Origin of the sequence: Lunatimonas lonarensis, from assembly GCF_000390185.1 — a bacterium.
GTDB classification, from domain to species: Bacteria; Bacteroidota; Bacteroidia; order Cytophagales; family Cyclobacteriaceae; genus Lunatimonas; species Lunatimonas lonarensis.
Genome location: NZ_AQHR01000110.1, coordinates 178,624 through 194,004, shown reverse-complemented (window position 1 = coordinate 194,004; position 15,381 = coordinate 178,624). Strand labels below are relative to the sequence as shown.

Sequence of the window (15,381 nt, the reverse complement as noted above, 5' to 3'; positions counted from 1 at the left end):
AAAGGGGGCTGGTTCCCGCAACCTTCACTGGCAATACTACACCAGCTTAGTTGCGGAAACCGGCCTGACCTAATCAAAGGATGGGTGGTTATTGAAATACTTCGTGGTTTGGATTTCCTCCAGAAACCAAGTAAGCCATCAAATCCTTTAGTTCTTCCTCATTTAGACGGTTGACCAATCCAGGAAGCATGACGGAGACCTCGGAAACCTTTGTACTTTTCACCTGGCTTTTTGGAAGCTCCCGCAGATCGTTGGGAGCAAAAGGATTCTGGGAAACGTAATAGGTCGTATTATCCTCGGAGATCAAGCGGCCAACCACCGAAGACTCGTCTTTCATGACAAAAACGATGGCTTCGTATTGGTCCGAGATTTCAGCGCTCGGATTAATCGTCGCATCCAAGATGTCCCTCGTAGAGAAGCGGGTACCCAATTGGGTAAGATCGGGTCCAACTGCGCCCCCTTCGCCCCGCATGGAGTGACAGGACTGGCAGAGGGTTGCCTGATACATGGCATGGCCACGTTCAAAATCCCTACCACTAAGCTCTGCCATTAAAGGAGCGGCCTCCTCTACGGTCCACCTTCTGCCAGGACCTTCCGGTTGCACGGCTGCTACCTGTAAATCGTTGCCGGATCCTGTCAAACGCTCCGCTCCGGAGAGCTTATTGTAATAGTCAAACTTATCCTTTGGCACGGTTGCCAGTGCCATTTTCCTTGCCCTATCTATAAATCCTACGTAGCTTCTTCCTCCCTTGTATTGGAAGGCATTATCCACCCAGGTGAAATATTTCTCGTAGTACTCGTCAGTCCAACCGGCCTTTGCCCCACCAAGCACCGTAGCATAATAGGTTTGCTGGGCAGGAGGAACGGCTGCCAGCATGCCGGCAATATCCAGTCCATACTGGGGGTTCCTCATGATAAGATCTGAGGAAGCCGTAAAGGTTTTCTGATAATTGGGATCGTCTTCGGCAGTCTCCAACAGCGCCAGTAAGTTCGGCACGGCAGATGGAGCCTCGAGCTTCACGAGTACCTTACCCATTACGCGGTTCAGCCGGTTAGTAGATGCCGGGAAATGATCATCCAAATAGGCAACAACCTTGCTGCGAAGCGCACCGGCAGGAATACCATGGCGGAATAACACCACCTCAAAGGCCCTGCTCAGGTTCATCTGATCCTCCTCGCTGAGAGAGCCAAAATCAGGCCTCATCAAAGCTTCCAACATGCCGTTAAGGTGGCCTTTGTTCCCGTGCCTAGCCAAGGCAATGATCGCTTGCGCCAACGCTCTTGGGTTTTCCTCCGCGAGTGCTTTCGCTTGCCACTCACCTAGGGGCTGATGCTCCACCGCGATCCTTGCCGCATATTGCACAAATCGGTCTGCGTGGCTTAGATGTGGCCAGGCTGCGTCAATCGCACCTGCTTTCGGCCCACCTACATGAAACTCCTCCAGCTTCCTGCGAATCTTATGCTCTTCTGGAAGATCGGATACTTTAAGCTCCTGCTTCTGCTCTTTGCTAAGATCCCCGGTATAATGCACCCGGTATAGATCCGACTCCAATCTACGTCCTCCTGTGGCGAAATAAAACGCTCCGTCCGGACCAAAAACGCCGTCGGTCAAAGGAAGCGGTGATCCGGAAATAAATTCCTCCGCCTTTACGGTGTACGTGCCGCCCTCCGGAATCATTTGCATGGCGTAGATAATGCCGAAGCTCCAATCAAACGCAAAAATAGATCGTCTGTATTTTTCGGGAAACTTGGCATTGGCACCTGACACCACATTGGTAGGGGATCCCTGACCGATATTAAGGATAGCGGGAAGATTGTCCGTGTAGTCCGGAGACCATTTTTGGTTTCCAGTTCTCCATCCAAACTCACTGCCGCTGGTTACGTGGTTGATCCGTGTGGGGCGGTACCAAGGCATCCCAAAATCCCATTCCATGTCCGAATCGTAGGTGAAAATATCTCCTACCTCGTTAAAGGCAATGTCAAACTCGTTTCGGAAGCCTACACTGATAAGATCCCAGTGTTTTCCTTCCGGATCGATCTTTGCAATCCAGCCTCCCGGAGCCCCCCGGTTATTTGCGTGTCCACGGGGATCCTTGATCTCCGGAAGCAAATTGTCGTCCTGCCAAACCCTAGGTATGCGGTAATGGTCCATTTCCGGCACGTCGATGTGGTTTCCTACCACAATGTACAGGGACTGCCCATCCGGAGAGATCACAATACTGTGGGGGCCATGTTCTCCCTGGCCTCCGGTAAAAGTTCTGACCTCGATCACTTCATCAAATTGATCATCCCCGTTGGTATCTTTAAGTCGATACAGACCCGTGGCTTTGTCAAATTGATCGTTGGGATTGTGGTTCACCATCACGTACAGGCTATTGAACGCATAGGTCACCGCTTGGGCAAAACCCATTCCCAACTTCTCATCCCCATTTGGCCCGATCTTCAACTTCTCCACTTTGGGGGTAAGCGAATCGGACCCGATAGGAGGAATCTCCAAGCGATAAATGGCACCGTACTGGTCTGAGGTGATTAACCTCCCCTTATCGTCAAATGTCATCCCTACCCAAGATCCTTGGTCATTTTCCCCCGGGCTGTAGAGGTGTTCGACTTCAAACCCGGCAGGAAACTTCAACTTATCCACCTTGGGGTTGGGTTCCCGCTTCTCTTCTTGTCCACCGCAGGCAATAAACAAAGCGGAAAGAAGCATCACCGGAAAATACGTAAATGCATTTCTATAATTCATTGGTTTTCAGTTATTGTTTTTAATCTGGTAGCGTAAATTCATATAGTTTGGTTACCGAGTTAAAATTATGGGAATTTATCGGAGTTTGAAAACCGATGGGAAATGGAGTAAACCACTCGTAACTTAAGAAGGGTTCTTTGTAGGATAAAATAAGCATCGGAAAGTGGCCGAAGTCACAAATCCGATGCTTAAAGGTAACCCAAGACCTGTATCAGGCCTTCTGCTTAGAAGTGCGGAGTGATCTCCGACTCGGCTGCAGGAAGGGTATAAAACTTGGTGATATTACTAAAGGCATGATTTCGGAAGGTGTTGCCCGCAGGATAGTAATATTTAACCGGATCAGCTTTTGCTCTGACACCAAAATCGGTAATTACCTGTCGGTAGGTATCGGTTCGGGTCAGGTCATGCCAACGCTTATTTTCGAAGGCCAATTCCACCCTACGCTCATGCATAATGGCGTCCCGCATTGCACCTTGTGAACCAGCGGTGGTGTCATCCAACCCTGCCCGGTTCCTTACCATGTTGATATACTGAGCAGCCTCACTTGTTTTTCCTTGTTCGTTCAAGGCCTCTGCCAAAAACAACAAGGTTTCCGCATACCGGTAAATAGGCCAGTTCATACCGTGATTGTTGTGCAGCGCGTGTGGCTTCGCATACTTCTTTATATAAGGGTAAACTTTGTTCTCCCGAAGACTTCCACTTAATGTAATAAAACCTATGGATGCATCTTTGCGCAGGTCACCTTCTTCATAGGCTTCAATGATATCCGGAGTGGGAATATTATTTCCTTGACCATCCAGGTTTTGCGGATTAGCGGTACCTGTTATTGTCCCAAGCTCACTTGGATTGATCGGTCTAGGCATAAATTGGTACAGGAAATTGCTTTGCAAACCTTGGGGCCCTTCCAGAAACTGAACCTCAAAGACAGACTCCACATTATTTTTGTTTGCGGTGCTTTCGCTAAATACATTGGCATAATCTGGAATAAGTTGATATTGCCCGCTGTTTACGATCTCTTTCAACAAAGCTTCTGCTTCTGCCCACCGCTTTTGACGGATAAACACATCGGCCAACAGCATTCGTGCGGCACCCGAGGTTACCCTGCCAAGTTCCTGTTGAGATCGGTTGGGAAGCAATGGAATGGCCGCTTGTACGTCGGAAATCAACTGTGCATACACGTCTGCCTCAGGTGAGAGGGGACGACCCGCCTCCTCACGCGTGGTTACCGGGGCAAGGTGAATGGGCACACTTCCAAAGAACCTCGCCAAGTCATAGTAGGCCATGGCACGCAGAAACAACGCTTGTCCCTTGATGTTGTTCTTGGAATTCGCATTGAAATCCACATCATCTATCGTGGTTAGAATCTGATTTGCTCTGGCAATGATTTGATAGTCCAATCGCCAGTGGTTTAGCACATGGGTATTTGCATTGATACCCTGTGCGTCTGGAATAGCATGGTCTGAGATATCCTCTTGTTGCTCGGTAGCCCCAAACATAATGTTACGGGCATACATCGTGTTATCAGAACGCATCTCGGAAAGCATCCAAGCGCGATCATTCACGATGGCTCGCATTGGCGCGTAAGCTGCATTTACTGCCTGCTGAAAGTCGGCCTCACTTTGAAAGAAGGTCGCTGTACTTAGGTTGGTTTCCGGCACAACCGTCAGGAAATCCTCGCAACCGGAGAGGATCACGGCCAAAACCCCAAATAATATTGATATCTTTTTCATATTGTTTTCATTTTAGGTAGTACCACGTTAAAAGTTCAAGTTTGCCCCAATGGTTATGGTACGTGGTACTGGATAACCGATAAGATCTACACCTTGAGACAAGTTACCTCCATCCCCTTGACCGTTGTTTTGCTGGCTAACTTCTGGGTTTCCACCACCCCAATAGTTGGTGAAAATATACAGGTTCTGAACCGACGCATAAATACGGGCAGAGGAAACAAATTTTTGGATTGCCCCTATGTTATAACCTACCGTCAGGTTCTTTATGCTGAAAAAAGATGCGTCAAACACATAGTGGCTGCTGTTCCAGTCGCGTTCAACCCCGGTAACATTTCCTCCACCCACAGTGGTTCCAAAGATTCCTGCTCCGGGATTTTCGGGAGACCTAAAACGATCCGCGGCTCTGCGCACCATGTTAAACACGCCATCCAAATTGGCTGTACTAAATAGGTGCCTCATCCACAATTGATTTCCGTAAGAGCCGGAACCCACAATGCTGGCGTCCCATTTACCGTACTGAAAGTTATTGACTAAACCGTAAGTGAATTTTGGAAAAGGGTTACCAATAATCTGTCGGTCATCGTTACTTCCTCCAATCGTGATAATTCCATCGCCATTTACATCCTTGAATTTGATAGATCCTACTGTAGATCGGCCGGGTACTTGAGGGGAGTTAGCCAAATCCTCTTCGTTCATGTAAAAGCCTTCTTTGACCAATCCATAAAACATCCCAAAGGGTTGCCCTACCTGAGTAATATGATGGGTTCCGTATATCCGGTCGATGCCATCTGCCAACGCTTCTACTCGGTTGCGAACAAAGGATATGTTGGCGTTTGTAGTCCACTTTAACTTTCCATCCAAGTTACGGGTATTCAAAGCGATTTCATGACCCCAAAACCTCAACTCACCGATGTTGTCGTTAAAGCTGCCAAAGCCGGATTCCTGCGGAATCTGTACGGCATACAACAGGTTGGTAGTCGTCTTATTGAAGTAATCGTATACCAATTGGATGCGGTCGTCAAACAAGCCCAAATCCAACCCCAAATCCACCTGATGGGTTGTCTCCCATCCGAGGAAAGGATTTGCCAGGGAGCTTACCGCGGCACCTGGCGCCACATTGTTGTTGAAAACGTGGTTTACGGTATTGTTGATCAGGGCGTAGTGGGTATAATTACCGATGTTGTTGTTTCCGGTCACCCCATAGCTACCTCTTACTTTCATAAAGGAAACGCGGTCACTGGTATTCAGGAAACCCTCGTCAGACATAACCCAACCAGCTGATACGGAGGGAAAGATTCCCCAACGGTTTTCTGTTCCAAAACGAGAAGATCCATCCCCTCTTACCGAAGCGGTGAAAAGGTATTTCCCTTGATAATTGTAGTTTAATCGAGAGAGGACGGAAGTAAGTGCCCATTCGTTTACGGTATTATTGGTTGCCCCTCTGTTGATATTGATTGCACCCTGAACGGTTGGCAATCTATCCTCCGCATAAGTATCAGCCTGCACGCGGGTCGTTTCCCTTCGGAAATGCTGATTGGTATATCCCCCTAATAGCTCAAAGTTATGGTCATTAAAGCTTTTCGTATAGGTTACCAGGTTTTCGTTGAGCCAGGAAAAGTCCTGTAGTCCCTCTCGAATGGACATGGCAACCGTAGGAATAGGCACATTCATCGCAGCACTTGCCGTAGAAGGATTAAACCAAAAATAATTCTGGTTACGAATCTCTGCGTTTATGGTAGACTTTATAACCAAATCCTTAATCGGACTATATTGGATCATCCCGTTTGCCAGCACATTGGTAACTTCCGTTTCGTTGGTAATCTCCTGCGCTGCCCTGACGTAGTTGGGATAAGCGAAGATGTTTCCAGTTTCAGCAGGAAATCGATTATAATAGGTCAGCTCACCATTTTCGTCATATATCGGCATGTTTGGCCACGTGTGAAGGGCATTAAACAAGATACCTGTTCCTCTACTTCCATCGGTTCGGGGGGTATTGTCCTTCACATAGGTGGGAGCAACGTTAAAACCCACACGTACTTTATCGGAAACCTTGTATTCAGAATTTAACCGCAATGAATAGCGTTTGTAATCCGTGTTTAAAACCACCCCTTGTTGGTCAAAAAAGCCTGCCACAATCGACGTGCTTGCCCTTTCTGTGTTGGATGTAATGGTAAGGTTGTAGTTCGAGATCGGAGCTGTCTGAAGCAGGGCATCGTACCAATCGTTAGTTTGACCCTCATAACTAGCTGGGTTTTGGAACATCGCCGGTACCGGTCTACCTGCATCTTCAAAATACTCTTTCTTGAACTGTGCAAATTCCACGGCATCCATCATTTCCAATCGGTTGTAATGAGGCACATGCTGAATACCGGTGTAGTAGTTGAGGGACACATTGGTCTGTCCCGCCTTTCCACGCTTGGTAGTGATCAGTACAACGCCATTTGCAGCTCTGGAACCGTAGAGAGATGTTGACGATGCATCTTTCAAAACGGTGATATCCTCTATTTCATCCGGGTTCAGCACACCGATGTCACCGGTGATCGGAAAACCATCTACCACATACAGAGGCTCACTTCCAGCCGATACGGACAATTGGCCCCGAATCCGCACGGACATGCCACGTCCAGGTCGTCCGGTGGTCTGATTGATCTGCACACCAGCCAACCGTCCCTGAAGCTTCTGTCCAATTTGGGAAACCGGCATATCCAATAGATCCGATCCACTCACCGACTGTACGGCACCGGTAATCTCTTTTTTCAACTGACTGCCGTATCCCACCACGATCACTTCGGAAAGATCGCTCATGGAGGAAGCGAGGCTAATGTCATAGCTGGTCTGTCCAGACTGTACGGTCACTTCTTTAGTCGTGTAGCCGATGTAACTGACGGTCAGTACTTCTCCAGGAGAAGCATTGACCTGAAATCTGCCGTCTAGGTCAGTGACACTGCCCCTAGTCGTACCTTTTACCAACACGGAAACACCCGGTATGGTCTCGTTGTCGCCTTCTGAACGCACTACGCCCGTGATGGCTGACTGCGCCCAACTGCCCACTGCAAGCAGCATGGCGACAAAGGCGAGGAGCAGCGATTTACCACTCCCTGTCAAGTAATGGTTTACCTTCATAATTTAATTTGGTTTATTTGGAAAATAGTTAACTGATCATTGGAAGGTTACGTTACCCTTCCAACTTTGTCACTAATAAACGGACTTATTTTTTATAAACTATCCTGCACTATCCTGTTTATGTATATACATCTAATTAGATCAAAAAATGGCTGGTAAAAATCCAATGTTAGATTTTTACCAGCCATCTGCTACTTTATTTCTAAAAGGCGCCGGATTAATACCCGGGATTCTGACGCATAGATGAGTTGATTCTCATCTGAACCTCAGGTATGGGAAACAGCACCTGGTAGGCCTCGAAAACAAAATCGTCGTTCGAAAAGGGGATGCCTCCGCGCGATGTGGTTGGATTAGCCCTTTCCCTGAGGCCATAGGCATTCAGAAAGCTGACCAATTGGGGCGTGGTCATCGTCCGCTTAAGATCCAGCCAGCGATGATTCTCAAAGGCAAGCTCAATTCTACGTTCCTTTAATACAGCTTCTCTAAAGGCTGCCTGACCTAGGCCACTCAGATCGGAAAGCCCTGCTCTTCGGCGTATCGCGTTCAGGTGGCCGTAGGCCTCACCCGTAGGACCACTCACCTCATTGATCGCCTCCGCCAACATCAGCAGTACATCCGCATAGCGGATCACCGGCCAGTTGTCATTGGTCACTCCTCGGATCGTATGGGGGTGGTTGTATTTGTTGATAAAGGGAACCGGCACCCATTGTCCCTGAAGATTAGTGTACCCCTCCTTAAGCGAGACATCCTTTCTCAAGTCACCCGGTTCGTAGGCAGCGATGATATCCCGAGTCGGCGTGTTCCATCCTCCACCCTCTTGACCAGGGAAGTTGATAACCGCCCCGTTGGACTCCCTGGGCGCAAAGGTGTAAATAAAACTACTGTGAACACCAAATAGGTTATCGCCCTGGTACTGGACATCCCAAATTGACTCCTTGTGGTTTTTATTGGCAGGCAGAAAGATACTCGCATAGCTTGGCAACAGCTCATACCCTAGGGAAGTCACTTGATTAAGTGCATTGATCGCTTCCGGAAATTCCTTGCGCGTTAACCTCACCTTTCCCAACAGCGAGAGGGCTGCCCCGCGGGTTACCCTTCCAACCTGATTGGCAGGATGGCTGACGGGGAGTGCCGCGATTGCATCGTTAAGATCCGAAATGATAAACTGATACACTGACTCTACCGGCTGTCGCTCCAGCGCAAAGGCCTCGGAAGGCGTCCGAACCGGTTCGGTCACTATGATCACATCTCCAAAATGCTGTACAAGTTGAAAATACAAGTAGGCCCTGATCATTTTCATTTCGCCCTCCGCCCTTCTTTTTACGGCATCCGAAGCATTGGCATCTGGCAACCGCAGCAGAGTGGTATTGATGTTGACCATTATACTGTAGATGGTATTATAAAGCGTACCAACGTTGGGCGTGGCGGCATTATATTGCCAAAATTCGATGGCCTCTAGGGCCGGGCCTTGGCCACGGTTCCCCACATTGAAATGTAGGGTAGTGTTATCAGAGATATACTCGTTAAACTGCCATTCGTTGTTAAAATGGCCGCGTAGCATACCATACACCCCTGCTACCGCCTGCTCGAGCTCTTTTTCATTGCTGTAAAAGGTATCCGCTACCAAGACCGTGGGGTCGGTTTTGTTCAAGAATTCATCACTACATGAAGTGAACGCCAAAACAATCCCCGCTAAAATGGAATAAATGTTTGTATTTTTCATGATTACTGGGATCTGTGTTAAAATTTGATGGTGGCACCCATGGTAAAGGTTCTTGGGATGGGGTAACTCTCGTCATCCACTCCGATATTGATCCCACCACGTCGGTTCACTTCTGGGTTCGATCCAGGATAGGATGTAAACAAGAAGAGGTTTTCCGCACTCACAAATAACCGTGCATTTGGGATGACAGGATTGTTCGGAATGGCATAGCCGAGGCTCACGTTACGCAGCCACACGTGGGTGGCATCGTAGATGTATCTGGAATTGGATTCACGCTGCCACTTCCATGTATTGGTAGTTGCGCCCACGCCATCGCCGGGATTTTCGGGAGACCTCCATCGGTTGATACCGGACCGTAGAATGTTAAACACCCCGTCCATATTCATGGTAGTCGCCTCGATGTTTCTCATCACGTCATAGTTGAAAGCACCGGTAAAGAGGATATTAAAATCGAATTTCTTGTAATCCCCACCAATGGTCATGTTTAGGATGTAGTCCGGATGTGGATTACCTATCTCGATCATATCCTGCTGGTCATAGGAAATCACGCCGTCCCCATTGGCATCAAAGTATTTATAGGTACCGGGGATAGCACCATCTTGGGTCGGCCAGGCCAAAATCTCTTCTTCCGTATTGAAAATTCCCATCATACGGAACCCATAGAGCATAGCCATAGGCCGGCCAGCTTTGGACACGTTATACACACTGTAGAAGCCACCGGTCCAAATCTCATCATTGTCTCCGCGTATCTCGAGTACCTTGTTTCGATTGAGGGTAAAGTTCAAATTGCTCCTTAAATTAACCTGGTTTACCCTCGTACGGTAATCCAAGGCAAGTTCAACGCCTCGGTTTCGTACGCTGCCCACGTTGTCCAGCGAAGAACCAAAACCGGAAACGATCGGCATCTCCACGGAAAGCAACATGTCATTGGTCAATCGGTTATAGTACTCTGCGGTAAATATCAATCGGTTATCAAACATGGCAAGGTCCAACCCAATATCGGTCTGTTCGGATTGCTCCCAACCAAGGTTGGCATTGGCAAAGTTGGCGAGTCGCTGCCCGTTTGCAATGGTACCTCCAAACACGTAGTTGGAAATCGCCATATTGGACAAGCTAGAGTAGTTACCGATTGCATTGTTACCGGTGATACCGTAGCTGGCCCGAACCTTCAAATCCGTAATCCAATTGGACTGAGGCATAAAATCCTCTTCGGAGATCCTCCATCCGGCAGAGAAGGCCGGGAAATTACCCCACTTGTTGTTGGCACCAAAACGAGAACTTCCTTCCCTCCTCATGGATGCCGAAAACAAGTATTTATCGTTAAAGGAATAGTTTGCCCGGGCAAAGTAGGCCAATAGGCTCCAAGAAAATTCCCCTGAGGAGGAGGTCTGCCGGATCGCTGAATTCAGGTAACGGGTCACGTCGTTGGGGAACTCATTACCGTTCCCTTGAAGACGTTTAAAGGTCTCTTCCTGGGCAGAATACCCTAGTAAGCCCTCCATGCGGTGTTTCCCCAATACTTTATTATAGGAAAGTAACTGATCGGCACCTATATTGAGTAAGTTATCGGCACGCTGCAAAAGATTGGCCTCTCTAGGCGGTGGTTGGTTGAAGCCCGTGCCGGCCAGTGTAGAGGGGCGATACTCCTTCTGTTCGGTACTGGTCAGCGTAGCGTTCACCGAGGTTCGAAACTTGAAATCTTTCAAAAATGAAAACTCCAGGTAGCCGTTACTTAACACATTGTTTGTGTTAAGTGTCCGCTCCATCTCATATAACTCCTGTACCACGTTGGCTGTACCAAAAATACCGCTGGTCCCACCGATGTAGGTATTGAAGGAGCCATCTTCCTTATATACAGGGTACCGGGGATCAGCCCATAAGGCTCTTCCGATCAGTGCATCCCGACCGTCGGTAGAGGCATAGTTTTCGCGGGAATGCGACGCAGCGACATTCCAGCCCATACTTAGCCAATCGGTGACTTTACCATCCAAATTCGCCCGAACGTTAAACCGGTCAAAATTGGTATTGATCACGGCACCCTCCTGATTGATGTAGCCGACTGAAATAAGTGAACGGATATCCCCCCTTCCTGCCGTAAGGGTAGCATTGTAATTCTGGAATTTGGCATTCTGGTTCATGATTTCCTGAAACCAGTCTGTGCTGTACTGGGTCTGCTCCGGAAAGCGGAACTCCAGAGGTATCTCCTCCAATGAGGGCTCTCTGCCTTCAAAATATCGGACTCGGTCCTGAAAACTTTCCTTCTTGAATTGGGCAAACTCGGGACCGTTCATCATGATGGTCCTTCGGGAGTCAGGTACGTTTGTAAAACCTTGGTTTACCACAAAGTCAATCCCGACTTTGCCTTCCTTAGCTGATTTGGTAGTAATCAAAATTACCCCGTTGGATCCCCTAGCACCGTAGATAGCAGTGGATGCCGCATCTTTCAACACCGTAATGCTTTCAATATCGGCCGGGTTGAGGTTCTGCCCTAGGGTAGTACCAATGGGGAATCCGTCTACGACGAATAGCGGTTGGCTGCCTGCACCCAACGATCCGAGTCCTCGGATGGTGATCTCCATCTCCTCACCTGGTCTGCCGGATCGCTGCCTTACCTGCACACCGGCCGCTTGGCCTTGCAATAATCGGGTCACGTTGGTAGTCGGCACGTCTCCAATGTTTTCCATGTTAATGACGGATACGGCCGAGGTAATATCGGCCCGGCGCTGGGAACCATATCCCACGACCACAACTTCTCCCAAGTCCCCCAACGAGGCATTCAAAGAAATTTGATAACGTGTTTGGGAGGTAACCGGAACTTCGGTCGTTTGAAAACCGATAAAGCTTACGGTCAACACTTCACCGGAACTAGCCTGAATGGAGAAATCTCCCTCCATGTCCGTAACGGTACCCCGGTTGGTACCTTTTACCAGGATGGAAACTCCCGGAAGTGGTTCGGAATCCTCCGCTGAAACCACCTTACCGGAAATCACTCCGCCCTGCTGGGCATGGAGAAATCCCGGTATCAACAATAATGCGCAGAGAAAAACACTAAGCTTTCCACGGATCCATCGATCATAAATTTTTTTCATACAGGTTTGGGTTAGAATTAATTTGGTTAGTTAAAAGGTTTTAAAAACCAACAGGAAGTAACAAAAAGGAGACAGAAGAACCATCCTGTACTGTGCTGGTTTTAAAAAATTTATTTTCGGATATACTGATGAACAATACCAAAAATACAGCTAATTCAATATATTTTCACCATATTATTTATCAAATCCTTTGCTTTTAAAAAATAACGCGCCACCTAAACCGAAAAAGTTCCTACTATACTCAGAAAGCTCCGAATATAGAAATGTGACCTTACATGGCCTACATTTTCCCGTTCCGATCATTCCGATTGAACGCAAAGCTGTGCCTGACCCGGAAATGTCGCCATTCAAAGAAATCTTCTCCACAGATCCTCCATCGGTCCCTGCTTAAAAAAGCCAAGATAAAACCTAGAAATACCCACTTGAATGAAAAATATCAACCCCGTCAACACTAGCAACTGTGTCGGTGCCATGCTGCCAAAAAGACCAAGTCCTAAAAAAGAAAAAATCAACAAACCTGCAACGGTCTGCATGAGGTAGTTTGTCAATGCCATCCTTCCTGCAAAGCCCACCAGAATAAATGGTTTCGAAAGCATGCTATACTGCATAAGAGAAAAAATGAGCAGGATATAGCCAAGGCTTTGCATCACATCAAAAGCCATTATCTGCATTCCGATTCTTACCGGTAGTAACTCCCGTCCAGTTAACTGAAGTAGATCAAACACTATCTCCTTATACATATGCATCAAAACGCTAGCCGCAAGGAACAACACGGCCAAGCCGATATAATGGCCTGGTCGGATGCGTATAAGGCCCAATCCATTTCGTTTTGCAAAAAGAAATCCGACTATAAAGGCCGCCAAAGCTTTTGGCATGTAAACCCATACTGTCTCATTTTTCATGGACAAGTATTGGTGAAGGTTTACCTTGAAGAACTCTGGGTAGCCGCCGTTCTGATAAATAGAAATAACCTCTGAGAGGCTGTAGTTCAACGCGGTTCCAAGCGGTACGGTAGGCCAATAATCCATCGTCGCTACATAAATCGCTGGGGATAAAAAAAGCAATACTGCCAATCCCGACAAAAACCAACTAGGCATTCGGTAAAACAACAACAATAAACAGCCCATTAATGCATAGGCGAGTAGAATATCTCCATACCAGAAAAAAAGGATATGAGTTATTCCGAACCCCGCCAAAACCAGCATCCTACGTAAGTATAACCTCCTAAAGACCTGAACCGACTTTTGATGCTTTTCAGCCTGTAGATAAAATCCGTATCCGAAAAGGAAAGCAAAAAGGAACATCGCCTTGCCTCCAAAAACAGCATACACGACCTCCAAGAGAATCAGTTCCCTAGCCCCAAACTGACCGTAATATTCATCCAAATAGGCGTAAGGGGCGTTGAATATATAGAGGTTAATGGCCAAAATACCTGCTAATGCCAAACCTCGCGCGGCATCAAGTTCAATTAGTCGCTCGAGAGACTTCCCTTTTTCCATAACATTAAAGGCGTCAAAAACAATGAAGACTGCCAAGTGCAGCCTTCGATGAACGTATAAACAATTTATGGCACTAAACTACCTAGTTAGATAGTAACCAAACCAGACAAAATTAAACTCTCTGCCAAACGAAACTCTTCCTGATTATTTTCGGCTAATTACACCCGCTCCAACTTCACAGGATAGGTCTTCTTGGACGCCCACTGAGGCACATAGATATTACCATCCCGGTCCACACATACGTCATGTGGATGCATAAAACCCATAAATGACCTGTCTTTGCGCTGCTCTTGCAACACGCCACCCACGTACTCCGGAGCGGTACCACCTGGCGTGCTGACCACTTTGTCGTTGGCATCTAGGATGGTGATGTAACCGGAATTGGGATATTCTTGGGTGGTGCTTCGGTATACCGCCGCGTAAACATTTTCACCTTGCAGAACGGGTCTACATACAAAAGAGCCCGGCATAGGGATCGTTTTGATATACTTACCGTCGAGTGTAAAGCGCTTGTACTGCATGTGGCCTCGGTCGGTAATAAGGAGGGTTGGGTTGGATTTATTTCTCGTGTCCACCACAATACCGTGGCAACAGTTAAAGGTCTCATCAGTGGTTCCGGCACCACCAAATGCGCGGATAAGCTCGCCTTTGGCGTTGTACTGCATCACGTGGTTCTTGCCGTATCCATCCACGACATAAATGTCTCCGTTTGCCGGATTGATGGCTGTCTCAGTAGGCACAAATTGGTTGGGAAAGTCGTACTTACCGGTTTCCCGGGGGTAATCCAACTTCAGCACTTCCTTGCCCTTCAGGTCTGTCTTGATCACTTGGTTCCGGGAAGTGTCGGTTATAAACAAAAACTCCTCTCCTCCTTCGTTGCTCAACGTAAGCCCATGGGCTCCCGGAAAGGTGGTTCCCCAGCTATCCAATAGCTTTCCCGATTTGTCGTATACCAAAATATTGTTTTTAGTCTCGTTGGTCAGCATAAAAAGCCTGCCTTTGGAGTCTTCTACCATTTCATGGCAGTCATTTACAGGGTTTTTGCCTGCGTCGAGGATTCCCCAACCTTCAATGACTCGATAGCGGTGTGAGCCGTGGCCCAGAATGGTTTCTTTTTTCATAGCATGGGTTTTTTGAATAATGACAGTGGGAGCAACTGCGCCGGCAAGGGCCACTACTCCGGTTTTTTTGATAAATGATCTTCGCGAATGACCTGAATTCTTCATGTGTTCATATAGTTTTGGGTTGGCTAGTCTGCCCTGAAACGCCCCTAGAATGAGGCTTTGTTTTTTCTAGTTGACCTAAATATTAAATAACCTTTACTACAAGAGAAATCACCGACAGAACAGGATGTAAGTCTTGTCAAGCGGTACAAGAGCGTATGTAAGGCTATGGATTTGTAGGGTCAAGGTAGTACAATTCTATCAAAAAGAGAAAAAAGCCCACGTACCCGCAGGCCTCTCCACTGCTTCCT

General features: G+C 47.7%; 7 protein-coding genes. All 7 read right to left on the bottom strand.

What is annotated here, in order from left to right; genetic code table 11:
• Window positions 1–88 precede the first annotated feature (88 nt).
• The 7 genes from ADIS_RS20005 to ADIS_RS19975 all read right to left on the bottom strand — a co-directional run bounded on the left by ADIS_RS20005 (window position 89) and on the right by ADIS_RS19975 (window position 15,133).
• Entirely contained in the window at window positions 89–2,743 is a 2,655-nt protein-coding gene (locus tag ADIS_RS20005; protein WP_010856537.1) for a c-type cytochrome, read from the bottom strand.
• 224 nt (window positions 2,744–2,967) lie between these two features.
• Window positions 2,968–4,473: a RagB/SusD family nutrient uptake outer membrane protein gene (locus tag ADIS_RS20000; RefSeq protein ID WP_010856535.1), complete on the bottom strand. Its 1,506-nt coding sequence runs from the start codon at window positions 4,471–4,473 to the stop codon at window positions 2,968–2,970.
• A 27-nt stretch (window positions 4,474–4,500) separates the two neighbouring features.
• On the bottom strand, window positions 4,501–7,596 hold the full coding sequence (locus ADIS_RS19995; protein ID WP_010856534.1) for a SusC/RagA family TonB-linked outer membrane protein: 3,096 nt from the start codon (window positions 7,594–7,596) through the stop codon (window positions 4,501–4,503).
• Between the two features lie 217 nt (window positions 7,597–7,813).
• Window positions 7,814–9,319 (bottom strand): RagB/SusD family nutrient uptake outer membrane protein, encoded by a 1,506-nt coding sequence (locus ADIS_RS19990; RefSeq protein ID WP_010856533.1) that lies wholly within the window; start codon window positions 9,317–9,319, stop codon window positions 7,814–7,816.
• 17 nt (window positions 9,320–9,336) lie between these two features.
• The gene (locus ADIS_RS19985) at window positions 9,337–12,408 is read right to left on the bottom strand and encodes a SusC/RagA family TonB-linked outer membrane protein (RefSeq protein ID WP_010856532.1); all 3,072 of its coding nucleotides are present in this window, start codon (window positions 12,406–12,408) and stop codon (window positions 9,337–9,339) included.
• Between the two features lie 347 nt (window positions 12,409–12,755).
• The gene (locus ADIS_RS19980; protein ID WP_155907639.1) at window positions 12,756–13,907 is read right to left on the bottom strand and encodes a DUF418 domain-containing protein; all 1,152 of its coding nucleotides are present in this window, start codon (window positions 13,905–13,907) and stop codon (window positions 12,756–12,758) included.
• Between the two features lie 158 nt (window positions 13,908–14,065).
• Entirely contained in the window at window positions 14,066–15,133 is a 1,068-nt protein-coding gene (locus ADIS_RS19975; protein WP_035807104.1) for a twin-arginine translocation signal domain-containing protein, read from the bottom strand.
• Between the last annotated feature and the right edge of the window lie 248 nt (window positions 15,134–15,381).